General features: G+C 64.8%; 12 protein-coding genes and 1 riboswitch. Of the genes, 4 read left to right on the top strand and 8 right to left on the bottom strand.

From position 1 onward, the window contains the following. Positions 1–79: 79 nt before the first annotated feature. Positions 80–1,054 carry a helix-turn-helix domain-containing protein gene (locus BMY06_RS05450; RefSeq protein ID WP_065060933.1) on the bottom strand — a complete coding sequence of 325 codons (975 nt, stop codon included), beginning with the start codon at positions 1,052–1,054 and terminating at the stop codon, positions 80–82. A gap of 233 nt (positions 1,055–1,287) precedes the next feature. On the opposite strand from BMY06_RS05450, the gene BMY06_RS05455 reads away from it, so the two are divergent. Further along, the gene (locus tag BMY06_RS05455; protein WP_074981929.1) at positions 1,288–2,064 is read left to right on the top strand and encodes an SDR family NAD(P)-dependent oxidoreductase; all 777 of its coding nucleotides are present in this window, start codon (positions 1,288–1,290) and stop codon (positions 2,062–2,064) included. A 65-nt stretch (positions 2,065–2,129) separates the two neighbouring features. Next, complete coding sequence (locus BMY06_RS05460) at positions 2,130–3,668, top strand: amino acid permease (RefSeq protein ID WP_074981930.1); 1,539 nt, start codon at positions 2,130–2,132, stop codon at positions 3,666–3,668. A 48-nt stretch (positions 3,669–3,716) separates the two neighbouring features. Here BMY06_RS05460 and BMY06_RS05465 read toward each other — a convergent pair whose 3' ends face one another. The 5 genes from BMY06_RS05465 to BMY06_RS40460 all read right to left on the bottom strand — a co-directional run bounded on the left by BMY06_RS05465 (position 3,717) and on the right by BMY06_RS40460 (position 9,040). Beyond that, positions 3,717–4,751 (bottom strand): FecCD family ABC transporter permease, encoded by a 1,035-nt coding sequence (locus BMY06_RS05465; protein WP_080180780.1) that lies wholly within the window; start codon positions 4,749–4,751, stop codon positions 3,717–3,719. Then, positions 4,748–5,746 (bottom strand): ABC transporter substrate-binding protein, encoded by a 999-nt coding sequence (locus tag BMY06_RS05470; protein ID WP_074981933.1) that lies wholly within the window; start codon positions 5,744–5,746, stop codon positions 4,748–4,750. The genes BMY06_RS05465 and BMY06_RS05470 overlap by 4 nt, the downstream gene beginning before the upstream one ends. Continuing rightward, complete coding sequence (locus BMY06_RS05475) at positions 5,743–6,549, bottom strand: ABC transporter ATP-binding protein (protein ID WP_065060928.1); 807 nt, start codon at positions 6,547–6,549, stop codon at positions 5,743–5,745. Before BMY06_RS05475 ends, BMY06_RS05470 begins: the two co-directional genes overlap by 4 nt. Before the next feature lie 24 nt (positions 6,550–6,573). After that, positions 6,574–8,778 carry a TonB-dependent receptor gene (locus tag BMY06_RS05480; RefSeq protein ID WP_080180781.1) on the bottom strand — a complete coding sequence of 735 codons (2,205 nt, stop codon included), beginning with the start codon at positions 8,776–8,778 and terminating at the stop codon, positions 6,574–6,576. Positions 8,779–8,917: 139 nt separating this feature from the next. Further along, a complete protein-coding gene (locus BMY06_RS40460; RefSeq protein ID WP_260696526.1) occupies positions 8,918–9,040 on the bottom strand; it encodes a hypothetical protein in 123 nt (40 codons plus the stop codon). A gap of 1 nt (position 9,041) precedes the next feature. Beyond that, a riboswitch (adenosylcobalamin (AdoCbl) riboswitch) is annotated at positions 9,042–9,188 on the bottom strand. A gap of 115 nt (positions 9,189–9,303) precedes the next feature. Between BMY06_RS40460 and zigA the strand changes: the two genes are divergently transcribed. Next, a complete protein-coding gene (gene zigA, locus BMY06_RS05485; protein ID WP_080180782.1) occupies positions 9,304–10,557 on the top strand; it encodes a zinc metallochaperone GTPase ZigA in 1,254 nt (417 codons plus the stop codon). Positions 10,558–10,573: 16 nt separating this feature from the next. On the opposite strand, the gene BMY06_RS05490 is transcribed toward zigA, so the two are convergent. Then, positions 10,574–11,413 carry an oxidoreductase gene (locus BMY06_RS05490; protein WP_074981935.1) on the bottom strand — a complete coding sequence of 280 codons (840 nt, stop codon included), beginning with the start codon at positions 11,411–11,413 and terminating at the stop codon, positions 10,574–10,576. 94 nt (positions 11,414–11,507) lie between these two features. Between BMY06_RS05490 and BMY06_RS05495 the strand changes: the two genes are divergently transcribed. Next, positions 11,508–12,512: an AraC family transcriptional regulator gene (locus tag BMY06_RS05495; RefSeq protein WP_080180783.1), complete on the top strand. Its 1,005-nt coding sequence runs from the start codon at positions 11,508–11,510 to the stop codon at positions 12,510–12,512. Between the two features lie 93 nt (positions 12,513–12,605). Here BMY06_RS05495 and BMY06_RS05500 read toward each other — a convergent pair whose 3' ends face one another. Continuing rightward, complete coding sequence (locus tag BMY06_RS05500) at positions 12,606–14,393, bottom strand: tannase/feruloyl esterase family alpha/beta hydrolase (RefSeq protein WP_074981937.1); 1,788 nt, start codon at positions 14,391–14,393, stop codon at positions 12,606–12,608. Positions 14,394–15,122 lie beyond the last annotated feature (729 nt).

The raw sequence follows: 15,122 nt of genomic DNA on the forward strand, positions 1-15,122 counted from the left end.
CCTGCCCGGAAAGGTTGGGGTGCGCCCCATATTGGTTGCGCACGCATCGAATTCGCGTGCCGCCCAATCGGCATGGACTTCACGCGCGATTCCTGCGCCACGTCTCGCTCGGCAACTCGCCGAATTGCTCGCGGTATTCGCTGGCGAAATTGCCGAAATGCCAGAATCCCCAGCGCGTGGCGACCTCGGTCACCGTGGCCGCATGCACGAGTTCCTTGCGCACGCGCGCAAGACGCACGGCGCGCATATACGCGAGCGGACTGATGCCGGTCGTCTCTTCGAACGCATACTGCACCGTGCGTCGGCTCGCGTGCATACGCGCGCACAGCTCGGCGACGGAGAGCGGGCAATCGGGCGACCCTTCGACGATATCGCGCACGCTGCGCACCAGTTGCCAGTTTCGCGCGATGCGCGCTTCGCCGCGTTCGTGCTGCGCGATATCGGGGAAATCATGCAGTGTTTCGCTCAGACCGAAAATAATGGCTTTTTCCAGCGCGCTCACGCTCTCGCGGTCGTGGAGCAAACGCGGCGCGCGAACCACGTCGTCGAGCAGCACGCTCAACACGTCGCGGAATTGCTGGAGCCGCGCGGGCGCGATATTCACCACGCCCGCCTTCGCGCCGATGCGCGCGATGATCGATTCGAGCTGCGCGCGCGTGGCGAAATCCGTCACGGCGGCGGGCTCCATTTCGAGGTTGACGAACACATGGCGGTCCGGCGAGAGAAACTCGAAGCCGTCGCGGCCGGAAAACACGTGCAGCGCGTCGAGGTGACTCGTCTGTCCCGAAAGCAGCGCATGCCCTTCGAGCTGAAACGGAATGCCCAGCGCGAATTTATGGCCGACCACGTCGCCCCGCTGATAAACCGTGCGGTTCAGCCGCTCGACCAGCACTTTCACGCCGCCCGCCATGAACGACGTCACCGAACCGTTGAACGTGCCGCGCGAAAGCTGGCAATAGCTCTGGTTCCATGCGTCGAGCAGCGCCGCCTGTTCGTCGACGCTGTGACAGTTCCGAAACTGGATGGCCTCGTTCGGCGAGTAGCCCGCTTCCATGGAGTCTCCCGGGGCGGCCTCGGCTGGCGCCGCAAAATGGCGATCGACCGGAGCAACGCGCGGACGCGGCTGCGCACGATCCGCGCCCGGCGCTCGTGCATCGCAGCAATGCGTTGCCGATCTTCGCGATTCCTGATTTTTACGGCAATTTTATTTTTTTGCCAAATTTGGATAGTGGCCGATTTTCGGTGCACCTAACTTGTGCGTACCGTGAATACGCATAGGAGCCGGGAATGACGGAAAGGGCAGGGAAGCTGGCGGGCAAGGTCGCTATCGTATCGGGCGGGTCGACGGGCGCAGGCGGCGCGGCGTCGCTGCTGTTTCACCGCGAAGGCGCGCAGGTGGCCGTGGTGGACGTCAATCGCGGCGCGGGCGAGGAAATCGTCGCGCGCATCCGCGCCGAAGGCGGCGTGGCGGAGTTGTTCGTGGCGGACGTCTCGCAGCGCGCCGCCGTGGACGCCGCCGTGGCGGGCGTGATCGGGCGTTTTGGCCGTATCGACACGCTGTTCAACCACGCGGGCAGTATTGTCGTGAAGCCGTTTCTCGACACCAGCGACGACGACTACGACTGGCTCATGAACGTCAACGTGAAAAGCATGTTCATGATGACGCGCGCGGTGCTGCCTCACATGCTCGAAGCGGGCAAGGGCTCGATCGTCTGCACGGCGTCGATCTCGTCGGTCGCGGCCACGCCGCTCGAAGTGCTTTATTGCACGACCAAGGGCGCGTGCGCGATGTTCGCGCGCGCGATTGCGGTCGAGTATCGCGATCGCGGCATCCGCTGCAACGCGGTGTGCCCGGGCTTCATCAACACGCCCCACGGCCAGCGCGAAATCAGCGCACTCGCGCAATATGGTTTCGACGCCAGCGAAGCGGCGCTCTCGCTTCAGCAGGGACGCTTGTGCAAGCCCGAGGAAGTGGCGCAGGCCGCGCTGTTCCTCGCCAGCGACGACGCGAGTTTCATTAACGGCGCGCATCTGTTCGTCGATAACTGTTTTACGGCTGCTTGATACGGAATACGGATTAAATCATCACCAGTTCGACGTTTCCACCCTCTCGCTTGAAGGATCGTCATATGGACGCGAATGCAATCGAACCGGCGGCCGAATCCGCCGATCATGATGTCTCGCTGTTGCACAAGATGGGTTACGCGCAGGAGCTTTCGCGCCGCATGGGCGCGTTTTCCAACTTCGCGGTGTCGTTTTCGCTGATCTGCATTTTGTCCGGCGGCATTACGTCGTTTCAGATGGGATTTTCGGCGGCGGGCGGCGCATCGATCGGGCTCGGCTGGCCGCTCGGCTCGCTGTTCGCGCTGGTCGTGGCGGCGGCGATGGCGCAGATCGCCTCGTCGTATCCCACGGCGGGCGGTCTCTATCACTGGGGCTCGATTCTCGGCGGCAAGACCTGGGGCTGGCTCACCGCGTGGCTGAATCTGCTCGGTCTGGTGTTCGTGGTCGCCGCGATCAATTACGGCACCTACGATCCGTTCTTTCGCACCTTGATTGCGCCAATGTTCGGCGTCAATCCCGATTCGCTCGGCTGGTGGGATCAAACGATTTTCCTCACGCTGATTACCGCTTCGCAGGCGTTTCTGAATCATCGCGGCATTCGCATTACGAGCAAGATTACCGATCTGTCCGGCTACCTGATTTTCGTCGTGACGGTCGTGCTCGTGGTGTCGCTGCTGGCGTATTCGCCGGTCAAGATCGATCTCTCGCGGCTCTATACGTTCACGAATTTCACCGGCACCGACGGCAGCGCGTGGCCGAAACAGACGATCGCGATGGCGTTTCTCTCGGGTCTGCTGCTGACCGCCTATACGATCACGGGCTTCGACGCGTCCGCGCATACGTCCGAAGAAACGCATCAGGCGGCGCGCAACGTGCCGCGCGGTATTGTCGGTTCGGTGTTCTGGTCGACGACGTTCGGCTACGTGATGGTGTGCGCATTCGTGCTCGTGATGCCGAGTCTCGGCGCGGCGGTCAAACAGGGAACGGGCTTTTTCCAGGCCATTCTCGCGCCGATTCCCACGCCGCTGCGCCTCAGCATCGAATTGCTGATGTTCTTTATCAACTACGCGTGCGGGCTGGCCGCGGTCACCTCGACCTCGCGCATGATGTTCGCCTTTGCGCGTGACGGCGGTCTGCCGGGATCGAAATGGCTACGCAAGGTCAATCCCGCGCATCGCACGCCGGGCGCGGCGATCTGGACGTCGGCGGTGCTCGCGATTGCCGCGACGCTCTATGGCGATGCCTTCACGGTACTCAGCGCGGGCAGTGCGGTGTTTCTGTTCGTTTCGTATGCGATGCCGATTGCCGCCGGCATTTTCGCCGAAGGCCGCACGTGGACCGAGAAAGGACCGTTTCAACTGGGCAAATTCTCGAAGCCGTTTGCGATTGCGGCGGTGGGCGGCGCGCTGATTCTCGCCTATGTCGGCATTCAACCGCCGAACGAGAAAGTGCTGTATCTGATCGTCAGCCTGCTGCTCGTGCTGCTCGCGATCTGGTATGTGGGCGGCGTGCGTCACCGCTTTTCCGGTCCGCCGATTGCGAAAACGTCGAGCGAGCGCGAACGCGAATTGAGTCTCGCGGAACATGAGATCGGCGCTAAATAAATCGTGAATGACGCTGCATCGCCGAAGTCGTGTGAATGGCGATGCAGCTTATTTTCCGCGCCCGATCAACAGCACGAAAAACGCGCCGCCGAATAATCCCGTCACCACGCCAACCGGCAAATCGTCGGGCGCGATCAGCGTGCGCGCGGTCACGTCGGCCCATACGAGCAGCAACGCGCCGACGAGCGCCGAGGCGGGCAGCACGCGCGCATGATCGGTGCCGACGAGTCGCCGCGCGATATGCGGCGCCACCAGTCCCACGAAGCCAATCGCGCCGCTCACGGCCACCATGGCCGCCGTCAGCAACGAACACACGACGAACAACTCGCGGCGCACGCGCGCCACATTGAGGCCGAGCGTGGCGGCCACGATGTCGCCGCTCATCAGTGCATTGAGTTCGCGACGGCGCGCGATCAGCAGAAGCAGGCCGCCGGCGACGAACGCGGCGGGGATTCCGAGCAGACTCCAGCGCGCGAGGCCGAGGCCGCCGAGCATCCAGAACAGCACCGAGGCGGACGCGCGCTGATCGCCCATATAGAGCAGCAGATTCGCGAGCGCCATCAGCACGAACGACATGGCGACGCCCGCGAGCAGGAGGCGCTGCGCATCGAGCCGCGCGCCGCGCGTGCCGCAACCGATCACAAGCGCAGTAGCCGCGAGCGCGCCGACGAAGGCGCACGCGGGCAAGGTCAGCGCGCCCCATGCCGCGCCGAGCCACAGCGTCGCCGCGACCGCGCCGACGCTTGCCCCCGCGCTCACGCCGAGCAGATGCGGATCGGCGAGACGGTTCGACGTGGCGGCTTGCAGGACCGCGCCGGACAGCGCGAGCGCGGCGCCCACGAGCGCGCCCAGCAGCACGCGCGGCAGGCGGATTTGCCAGACGATATCGTCGATCATCGTGTTGATCCGCACGCCGTCGCCGATGTGCGAAGCCACCGTGCGCACGACGTCGAGCGGCGCGATGTGCGCCGGCCCGAAGCCGACCGCGAGCACGATGGAAACGGCGAGCGCGCACGCGAGCGACACGATCGCCGTGAACGTCAGCGTCAATGGCGCGGATGTGTGCGAAGGGCGTGCGTTCATGGCGTGCCTGGTGTGTTGTTGTGCGCCGCAAAGGCTTCCGGATGCAAACCGCGCGCGATCGTTTCGACGGCTTGCGCGTTGCGCACGCCCGGCGTCGCCGCGTCGTACGGCACCGCGACGAAGCGACGCGCGCGAATCGCCGCGACGTTCGCAAGCGCGGGCGAGCCGAGCAGAAACGCTTCCTTCTGCGCCGCCGTCACCGCGCCGTAATCGACGATCACGATCACCTGCGGATCGCGCTCGACCACGCTTTCCCAACTCACCTGGGTCCAGCTTTGCGCGACGTCGTCCATCACGTTGCGGCCGCCCGCTGCGCGGATCAATGCCGTGGGCATCGCGAGCGCGCCCGCCGTGAAGGGCTTGTCCTCGCCGCTGTCGTAGACGAATACGCGCGGCGTCGTCTGCGTGTTGGCATTCAGCACGCGGCGCACATCGGCGACGCGCGATTGCATCGACGCGATCAGCATCCGTGCGCGCGCCTCGACATCGAAAATCGCGCCGAGATTGCGCAGATCGTTATAGACATCGTCGAGCGAAGCGGCCGGTCGCGGCATCACATGCGAGCACGATTCCGTGAGTTCATAGGTGGCGATGTCGAAGCGCGCGAGCGTTTGCGGCGTGATCGGGCCGCCCACGCGCATGCCGTAATTCCAGCCCGCCACGTAGAGATCGGCGTGCGCGGCGGCGAGCGTTTCGAGCGACGGATAGCGGCGCGCGAGTTCGGGCACACCGAGCAGCGCGGCCTGCAACGCGGGGTCCGCCGTCTTCCAGCCGCTGATGCCGGTGTAGCCCGCCATGCGCGTGCGCAGGCCGAGCGCGAGCATCATCTCCGTGAGATTCACGTCGTTGCTCACGGCGCGCGCGGGCGTCTGCGTGAACGTCACGTCGCGATTGCAACTGCGCACCGTGACGGGATAGTGGCCCGCGTGCGCGGCGGCGCTCGCGCACGCGAGCAGCAGCGCGACAGCGGCGCGCAAACCTCGGTTCATTTTCATGCGTTCGACTCCGAATGCGTGGTGATCAACGTGACGCGCGGCCCGCCCGTCACCGGATGGCGATCGACGATCGCATCGACGCCATAAACGCGCTTGAGCAGCGCTTCGGTCAGCACCTGGTCCGGCGTGCCGCGCGCGACGATCTCGCCCGCGTCGATCACGAACAGCCGGTCGCAGAACGCGGCCGCGAGATTGAGATCGTGGATCGTCGCGAGCGTCGTGATGCGCTGGCGCTTCACGAGCGCGAGCAAATCGATCTGATGGCGCGGATCGAGATGGTTGGTGGGTTCGTCGAGCATCAGCACGCGCGGCGCCTGTACGAGCGCACGCGCGAGCAGCGCGCGCTGGCGCTCGCCGCCCGACAGCGTGGCGAAGGGCCGTGTGCGTGCGTGGGCGAGCCCGACGTCGAGCAGCGCGCGCTCGATGCGTTCGCGGTCCTCGGCCGTTTCGCCCGCGAGCGCGCGTTGATGCGGCGTGCGTCCCATCGCGACGACTTCCGCGACGCTCAGTCCGAAATCGTCGGGCGCGTCCTGCAGCAGCACCGCGATGCGCTGCGCGCTCCAGCGCGCGCTCTGCGCCCAGACGTCGTCGCCGTCGAGCGTGATCGCGCCGCGCTGCGGCTTCGCGTAACGAAACGCGCAACGCAGCAGGCTGGTTTTGCCGCTGCCGTTCGGCCCGATCAGACCGACGAATTCGCCGGGCTTCACGTCGACGTCGATGGCGCGCAGCAGGGCACGCGCGCCGCGTTCGCTGCGCTCATCGTGTGGCGACCAGTCGAGTCCGTCGATCTGCAATGACGTCATAATTCGGCATCCTGAGGAAATGAATCAGAAACTCAACGTGGCCGTGACCCAGCCCGAACGCGGCGCGCCCAGCAGCCATTGGCCGCCGTCGTTCTGCGTCGTCACCGCGTAGGTGCGGTTCGTGAGATTGCGCAGATAGAGCGCGAGCGTGAGGTTGCGCGTAGCGCGCCACGACGCCGAGGCGTCGATTAGCGTGTAGCTCGGAATCGACACGGTGTTCGCCGTATCGCCGTAACGGCGGCCCACGTAATGCACGCCCGCGCCCGCGCGCCAGCCCGGCATGAAGGCCCAGTCGAGCCACACGTTCGCGGTCTGCTCGGGAATGTTGTACGGCACGTTGCCCGCGCGCGACACGCTCTGGCCATTCACGCTTTCGTTGAAATCGTCGTAACGCGCGCGCAGGAACGAGGCGTTCGCGTCGATCGACCAGCCGCCGCCCAATTGCAGCGCGCCCGTCCATTCCACGCCGCGCGACGACTGCTTGCCGACCTGCTGCGTGAGATCGGGATTCGACGGATCGGTGCTCAGGAGATCGCGCTTGACGATCTGATAGAACGCGAGCGTCCACGACGCGCGGCCGCCCCATAACTGCTGCTTGACGCCCGCTTCCCATTGTTCGCCGTTGGCGAGAGAGAAGTTGCTGCTCGACTTCGAGAGCGTGACGAGCGAGCCCACGCCCTCGGCGCCCGTGGTGTATTGCGCGTAGACCGAGAGATCCGGCGTGAGCGAGAACACGAGGCCGGTGCGCCAGCCCGTGTGCGCGAAGGTGCGATCGAACGACGACGCGGGACCGCTGACCGTCGCGAAGGTATCGCGGTGATAGTCGATATGGTCGTAGCGCAGGCCCGCGATCCACGCGAGGCGGTCGGTTAGTTCAAGGCGGTTTTCGGCGTACACGGACGCCTGGCGCGTGCTGGTGCGATATTGCGGCACGGTCGGATCGGGGCTCGAAAACACGTCCGGATCGAAGCCGTATTGCGGCACGATCGACGAGCCGTCGTAGGGCGAATTGCTGGTGTCGAGAAACGAAATCTGATTGAAATCCGCGCCGACGACGAGGCGGTCCTGGCGGCCGAGCAGATGGCCGTCGAAGGTCGCGTCGAGCGTATCGCCGACCTGCCGTTCGTGATGAAGGATTTCGAGGTAATCGCTGCGCTGCACGTTGCCGTCGCCCATCAGCGTGTAGCTTTCGCTGTCGCGCCAGTGACGGTTCGTGACCAGATAGTAGAGCTGGTTGCGCACGGTGATGCCGGGAGCGGCGCGCCATTGCGTGTTCAGGCGCGTCCACTGATCGAAGTACGCGATCGACGCATTGCCGACGTTGTAATTCTGGCGTTCGAGCGCGGGATCGAGCTGACCGTCCGGCACCGGCACGCCGAAATAACGCGCGGGCATTTGCCGGCCGTAGTCGTAATCGAGCGTGAACGAGAGACGCGGATTCACGTCCAGACGCAGCGCGCCGCCGAGCGCGGTCGTGTGCGATTCGCCGCGCGGCAGCCAGCCGTTGTTGCGGTCGTCGGCGAGATAGAAGCGGTAGGAAAGCATCGGGCCGAGCGCGCCGGTCGTGTCGAGCGCCACGCGTTTTTCGCCGTAGCTGCCCGCGCCGAGCTGGATCGTCGTCGCATCGTCGCGTTGCGGCGCTTTGGGCACGACGTTGATCACGCCGCCGATGCCGCCTTCGCCGTAGAGCACGGTGGCCGGGCCGCGCAGCACTTCGAGGCGTTCCGCCGACCACGTGTCGAACGGGAACGACACGGTGCCCGCGCCCGCGTACATGCGCAGGCCGTCGTAAAGCGTGGTCACCGATTCGGGGCCGCTGAAGCCGCGCACCGAGACCGAGGTGCCGCCGTTGCCGGGCGCGGCGTCGGTGGCGAAACCGGCGGCGCGCGTGACGGCCTGGGTCACGTTGTTGTCGCCGCGCGCGCTCAGTTGCGCGCGGCCGATGGCGTCGACGCTTGCGGGCGTGTCGAGGCTGGAAAGGCCGAGGCGGCTGCCGGTGGTGAGCGGCGTGGCGAGGTCCGGCTTGCCGGACGACGCGGCTTGCGACGACGCGGCGTTCACGCGCACGGCGAGCAAGGTCGATGACGAAGCGGTTGGAGACGCGGCGTCGGCGGATGAAGCGCTGTCGCCTTGCGCGAAAACGTGAGCGGCGTGAGCGAGGCAGGAGCAGGCGAAGGTGCCGTGCACGGCGAAGCGCCGCGCGCGCGAAAGCGGTGTGGATACGTCCATGCTTATACGGTGTGCGTTGTTGTTATGCGAGGTGTGCGGGGCGCACGGCGTGCGAGCGCGTACGCAGGCCCGCGTCGAGGCGATCGACGCGAAAGCGAGAAACAGTCAGCGAAACGAAGCGCGTCGGCGCGCCGAACGTCTAGCGGATCGACGTCACGCCGACGCCGATGCGCGAACCCAGGCGACACGCGCGCGAATGAACGTTCGAGACGAGGAACGGGCGGCGAGCGAACGCGCGCCGCGAGGTGTCCGGTGCAGACATGCTGATTTCTCCAGGGGTTTCGCGCCCCGAAAATGCGATTGATGTGCGCCGATGCCCAGGTCTGACTTTCGGCGCGAAGGCCGATCACAGTGGCGCGACCGCGCTGGATTTGCACCAGCTTCCGGACATGGCAACGGAATTGTAAGGCACGCGGCCCGCCCGGAGGCCCGATTCCGTCGTTGCTGGCTTCATTGAGAATGTTATAACATAACATTTATTCGGGCCAGCGCCCCGATCCCCACACTCGTCGAAGGAGTCATCCGATGGATTCACGCTTGCCGGTCACCGTGCTGTCCGGTTTTCTGGGCGCGGGCAAGACCACGCTGCTCAACCACATCCTGAACAACCGCGAAGGACGGCGCGTCGCGGTCATCGTCAACGATATGAGCGAGGTGAACATCGATGCCGCGCTCGTGCGCAACGGCGGCGCGGAACTCTCGCGCACCGACGAAAAGCTCGTGGAAATGAGCAACGGCTGCATCTGCTGCACGCTGCGCGAGGATCTGCTGCTCGAAGTGAACCGGCTCGCACGCGAAGGGCGCTTCGATCAGCTCGTGATCGAATCGACGGGGATTTCGGAGCCGCTGCCGGTGGCCGAAACCTTCACGTTCGCGGACGAAAGCGGCCAGAGTCTTTCGGATGTCGCGCGTCTCGACACGATGGTGACGGTGGTCGATGCGTTCAATTTCCTGCGCGATTACGGCTCGCAGGACAGCCTGCAGACGCGCGGCGAATCGCTCGGCGACGAGGACACGCGCACGGTCGTCGATCTGCTGATCGAGCAGGTCGAGTTCTGCGATGCGATCGTGCTCAACAAGGTCGATCTGATCGACGACGCGGGGCTCGAACGGCTGACGGCGATCCTGCGGCGGCTCAATCCGCGTGCGCGCATCGAGGTCGCGGAATTCGGCCGTGTGCCGCTCGATCGCGTGCTCGATACGCGTCTGTTCGATTTCGAGGAAGCGTCGAAAGCGCCGGGCTGGCTCGCGGAGCTGCGCGGCGAGCACACGCCGGAAACCGAGGAATACGGCATCACCAGTTTCGTGTGGCGCGCGCGCAGGCCGCTGCATCCGCAGCGTTTCTGGGCGTTGATCAATTCGGAATGGCCGGGCGTGGTGCGCTCGAAAGGCTTTTTCTGGCTCGCGAGCCGGCCGACGCACGCGGCGTCGTGGTCGCAGGCGGGCGCGGTGTGCCGGCACGGCATGGCAGGGTTGTGGTGGGCCGCGGTGCCGAAGCATCGCTGGCCGACCGACGAGGAGTCGCTCGAATTCATCGAAGGCAACTGGGACGAGACAGTGGGCGACGCGCGCCAGGAACTCGTGCTGATCGGCATGGAGATGGACGAAGCGGGCTTGCGCGCGCGCCTCGATGCCTGTCTGCTCACCGACGCCGAAATGGCCGAAGGGCCGCAGGCGTGGATCGCATATCGCGATCCGTTCCCCGCATGGAGCGACAACGGCGCCGATGAAGCGGACGCCGCCGACGCAGACGCAGACGCAGACGAACTGCGCGCGTAGATCGCGCGCGTTTCGTTTAACTGTCCGATGCGTCCGTCGAGATCGTCACGTTTTCCCACGCGGCGATCTCCTTTTCGAACGCGGCGAGCTTGCCGCGCACGAGACCGAGCGCGTCGGAGCCCAGCAACAGATGCGCGGGCGGCGTCTCGGACTCGATCGCGACGAGCATCGCACGCGCCGCCTTGCGCGGATCGCCGAGTTGCTTGCCGCTCTTTTCCACGCGCGCCTGGCGGATCGGATCGAAGATCGCGTCGTAATCGGCGATTGCGCGCGGCGTGCGCTGCATCGAGCGGCCCGCCCAATCCGTGCGGAACGAACCCGGCGCGACCGCCGTGACCGCGATGCCGAGCGGCGCGACTTCCTTGCCCAGCGACTCGGAAATGCCTTCGAGCGCGAACTTGCTGCCGCAGTAATAAGTGATGCCCGGCATCGTGATGTGGCCGCCCATCGACGTGATGTTCAGGATGTGGCCGCGGCGACGCGCGCGCATGAAGGGCAGCACCGCCTTCATCATGGCGACCGCGCCGAATACGTTGACGTCGAATTGCTGGCGCATTGCTTCGAGCGACGATTCTTCCATCACGCCCTCGTGGCCGTAACCGGCGTTGTTGACGAGCACGTCGATGGGGCCGACGCCCGATTCGATCTCTGCGACGACGGCGTCGATTGCGTCGAAGTGGGTAACGTCGAGCACGCGCGCCACGGCCCGTGCGTGCAGCGTCTCGAACTCGCTCTGCGCCTGCGCGCTGCGCACCGTGCCGACGACGGTGTGACCCGCCGCGAGCGCCTCTTGCGCCAGAGCGCGACCGAACCCGCTGCTAACGCCCGTGATGAGCAGAATTTTGCTGGCTGCCATTTCCGTTTCTCCCGGTTGGTGACTGATGCATGCATACTAGTCTTGATACCGAGACCGGCTAAGGCCAAATTCACGAATATTCTTGCCTGAAACTATGAATGCCAAGCGCACCCCGTCCCGCAAGACCGAGCTGGTCGGCGCGGCTGAATGCAGCGAGCAACGCACCCAGGAACGCATCCAGAAACGCACGATCGCGTTGCTGCGCGCCCTCGCGCCCGACGAAGGCTACAACCTCACCGCGTTGCCGAGTGTGCGCGTCCTGCGCTCGAACCGGCCGCTCGCGCGCACGCCGGTGCTCTACGATCCGGGTATCGTGATCGTCTGCCAGGGCCGCAAGCGCGGCTATTTCGGCGATCAACTTTATCTTTACGACGAACGCCATTACCTGGCCGTCTCCGTGCCGGTGCCGTTCAATATGGAAACCGAGGCGAGCGAGGCGCGCCCGCTGCTCGCGCTGTATCTGCACCTCGACTTCACGCTGGCCGCGGAACTGGCGATGCAGATCGACCGCGCGGGCCCGGCCGAACCGGTGCAGCCGCCGCAAAGCATGATGTCGACGCCGATGGACGATGCGATGCAATCCTCCGTGTTGCGGTTTCTCGAAGCGTTGCATCGTCCGCTCGAAGCCGCCGTGCTGGGGCCGAACCTGTTGCGCGAACTGTATTTCCGCGTGCTCACGGGCGCGCAAGGCAGCTCGATGCGCGAGGCGCTGTCGACGCGCGGGCAGTTCGGGCGCATCGGCAAATCGCTGCGGCTGATCCACGCCGGTTATGCGCAGGACCTCGACGTGACGCAACTGGCCGAGGAAGCGGGCATGAGCGTGCCGAGCTTCCACAGTCACTTCAAGGCCGTCACGCAGGTTTCGCCGATGCAGTATGTGAAGTCGACGCGGCTGCATCAGGCGCGTCTGCTGATGGTGCGCCAGGATCTGACCGCGGAAGCCGCGTGTCATGCGGTCGGTTATACGAGCGCGTCGCAGTTCAGTCGCGAATTCAAGCGCCTGTTTGGTTTGTCGCCGGCCGCGGAAACGAAGCGCATGCGCGAGAGTTTCTCGATTCCCGAGGCGTTCGACGATGCGGTGTTCGTGTCGTCGCATTGAAGCCGACGCACGCAACGGCTTGAACGACGAGTCGCCGGACCGGCACAACCGCACCGGTCCGGCGATTCGATTTACGAAGATTTAGCGCGAGAATTACGGCGCCGCGACTCCGAGCATCGTCGGCGTGTACGAGGTGTAGAAGCTCGAACCGGCCCAGCTATGCGTCGGCTCGTTGTAGAGCGCCGTGCCTTGCGTCCAGTTCGCGCCGTTGTGCCAGTCGCCGCTGCCCGCATACTGCGCGACGGCCGGATACGGATACACCGGACGGCTCGCCGTGACCGCGTTCGACGAATCGGTCTGGTACGTCATCACCGCGTTCGGCGCCGTGCCGTGCTCGGCCCAGGCCGTGATCTGCGAAACGAGGTCGATGTTCGGGAAGCCTTCGCCGCCGCCGCAATGACCCACGCCCGGCACCAGATACAGCCGCGCGAAATCGTTCACGGTCGATGCGCCCATCGTGTTCTGCATCGCTTCGTAATACTGGATCGTGAACAGCGGCGAGATATGCTGATCGGCCCAGCCGTGCCACAGAATCAGCTTGCCGCCCGCCTTGTTGAAGGCCGAGAGATCGGGATTCGTCGCGTCGTTCAGCGGGTGATTCGCCTGCAGATAGTTCGTGTAGAAACTCGCGTCCTTGTAGCCGAAGGTGTCGACGGTCGGCATCGTCGGCGAGCCGGTGAAGATCAGGTTGTACGCACCCGACACGATCATGTAGCTGAAGAGGCTCGTCACGGGCACGGGCGCATCCGTCGAATTCGTGGTCGGCACTTCGACGCCCACCCAGTTTTCTTCCGAGCCAGGTTGTGGCGAACCGGCCAGCATGCGCTCGCCCGTGGTGGCGTCGACGGGGCCGCCGTAGATCTTGCTCGCGGTGCTCACTTCGGCGGCGGTCAGGCAGTTGCTGGTGCTGGTCGCGCCGCTCGCGCATTGAATCGATGCGGGGTCGAAGTTGCAGGTGCGCGGATCGGCGATCAAGCCGTCGGGCACGCCTGCCTGTCCGCCGCATGCGGCCACGACGGCCTTGTGCAGCACGAACGCCTTGTCGGCATAGAGGATGGCGTTCCCGGTGCTGTCGCCGGTCGTGCTTTGCGACTCCACGCTCCAGCCGTGATACAGCGAATTCTGGATCTGGAAGTGCGCCGCCGGTGCGCCCGCGACGATGCCGTTGTAGTCGGTCGGATAACGTTGCGCGGCCATCAGCGCTTCGCGTCCGCCGTCCGAGCAGCCGATGAAGTACGCGTACTTCTGCGCCTGGCCGTAGTAGGCCTTGATCAGCTTTTCAGCGGTGAGCGTGGTGATGTGCTGGCCGCGATAGGCGAAGTCGGCGCGTTGCTGCGCGTTCTGCGTCCACGTCGTGCTGTTGCCCGAGTGGCCCATGTCGGTCGCCGCCGTCACGAAGCCGCCTTCCTGCACGAGCGGGCAGGTGTAGCTGAAGCTGAACGAGCTTTGCTGCGTGGGATCGCTGAGCGTGCCGCAGAGCCCGCCGCAACCCAGTTGCGCGAAACGCTGCGTCCAGCTGCTGACCGGCAACGCGACTTCAAAGCTGTTCGACGGCGCGAGCGTGCCCTTCACGGTGCAGAAGTTGACCTGCGCGCCGTTGATGGTGGCGGTCGTCACGGCAGCCGAGGTGATGGTGCTGCCCGAGCCGCCGATATCGGTGATATCGACTGTGGCGAGTTTGGCGCAATCCGTGACCGGCGCGACGACCGCCAACGGCGCGTTGGCCGTGGCGGTCGAGCCGGTATCGACGTTGCCGCCGCTGCCGCACGCGGCGAGCACAGCCGCGCCGAAGCCGATCGCGATGAGCGTGAGCCAGGACGCGATGCGTGTGCGTGCCTGGTGAAAAGGTTGGAGCAGGCGCTGCCGGTGTCGTGCTCTCATGTTTCGTCTCCTGGTGTTGTCGTCGTTGGATAGCCGGTGTTTGTCTGTTCGTTCTGGAGGCGCGGTCGGGTTCGTTCTATCGATTAGCAATCCTGCTTAAATCGTCTGGAGAGATCGTGTGGCGATGCGCAATGGCGTACGACGTTGCGTCATGCATGCGTCTTCGCAAAACGCGACGGCGCGCGGGATTCGCTAATGGGGCGAACGATAGCGAGAAGCGATGCCCGCAAAAAAGGGTGGGTAAACCATAGAGCCGTGCGCCGCTGCCGGTCTGTAGCGAAGGTCACGACGATGCGCGGCGGCTAGTCGATGCGAAAAAGGGGCGCGCCGCCCCTACGCCACGTGACGCGCGCGACGCCGCGAGCACGCGCGCGAGATCGCGGCGGGCGCGCGGCACGATAAGGAAAGCGGATAGGAAAAGAAAGAACTCGCAAGAAGCTGTGCGGATGAGTGCGACACATACCCACAACGCATACAAGGTCATTTCTATGTGCTTTCGAATGTCATTCAAATGACTTCGAGTTACATCGCTTTTTCCTTTCTGTATCTCGCTAACTGATTGATAAATCGTGGATTTACAGGCGGCGCGTCATCTCCGTGCGCGCCTTCGTCGCCATGCGTTTTGCCCACTCAGACCATCCCGGTTTTAAAAAGTAAATGAGAAGTATTCGCATCTAATGTAGGATTGAGCCCGCTTTCGACATGTAAAGAACAACGAAAGCCTCGATT

Source organism: Paraburkholderia tropica, assembly GCF_900109265.1.
GTDB lineage: Bacteria > Pseudomonadota > Gammaproteobacteria > Burkholderiales > Burkholderiaceae > Paraburkholderia > Paraburkholderia tropica.

What these genes read in the sequence shown, in the direction of transcription:
- BMY06_RS05450 (WP_065060933.1), bottom strand. Translation starts at nt 1,054, where the DNA reads ATGGAAGCGGGCTACTCGCCGAACGAGGCCATCCAGTTTCGGAACTGT.
- BMY06_RS05455 (WP_074981929.1), top strand. Translation starts at nt 1,288, where the DNA reads ATGACGGAAAGGGCAGGGAAGCTGGCGGGCAAGGTCGCTATCGTATCG.
- BMY06_RS05460 (WP_074981930.1), top strand. Translation starts at nt 2,130, where the DNA reads ATGGACGCGAATGCAATCGAACCGGCGGCCGAATCCGCCGATCATGAT.
- BMY06_RS05465 (WP_080180780.1), bottom strand. Translation starts at nt 4,751, where the DNA reads ATGAACGCACGCCCTTCGCACACATCCGCGCCATTGACGCTGACGTTC.
- BMY06_RS05470 (WP_074981933.1), bottom strand. Translation starts at nt 5,746, where the DNA reads ATGAAAATGAACCGAGGTTTGCGCGCCGCTGTCGCGCTGCTGCTCGCG.
- BMY06_RS05475 (WP_065060928.1), bottom strand. Translation starts at nt 6,549, where the DNA reads ATGACGTCATTGCAGATCGACGGACTCGACTGGTCGCCACACGATGAG.
- BMY06_RS05480 (WP_080180781.1), bottom strand. Translation starts at nt 8,778, where the DNA reads ATGGACGTATCCACACCGCTTTCGCGCGCGCGGCGCTTCGCCGTGCAC.
- BMY06_RS40460 (WP_260696526.1), bottom strand. Translation starts at nt 9,040, where the DNA reads ATGTCTGCACCGGACACCTCGCGGCGCGCGTTCGCTCGCCGCCCGTTC.
- zigA (WP_080180782.1), top strand. Translation starts at nt 9,304, where the DNA reads ATGGATTCACGCTTGCCGGTCACCGTGCTGTCCGGTTTTCTGGGCGCG.
- BMY06_RS05490 (WP_074981935.1), bottom strand. Translation starts at nt 11,413, where the DNA reads ATGGCAGCCAGCAAAATTCTGCTCATCACGGGCGTTAGCAGCGGGTTC.
- BMY06_RS05495 (WP_080180783.1), top strand. Translation starts at nt 11,508, where the DNA reads ATGAATGCCAAGCGCACCCCGTCCCGCAAGACCGAGCTGGTCGGCGCG.
- BMY06_RS05500 (WP_074981937.1), bottom strand. Translation starts at nt 14,393, where the DNA reads ATGAGAGCACGACACCGGCAGCGCCTGCTCCAACCTTTTCACCAGGCA.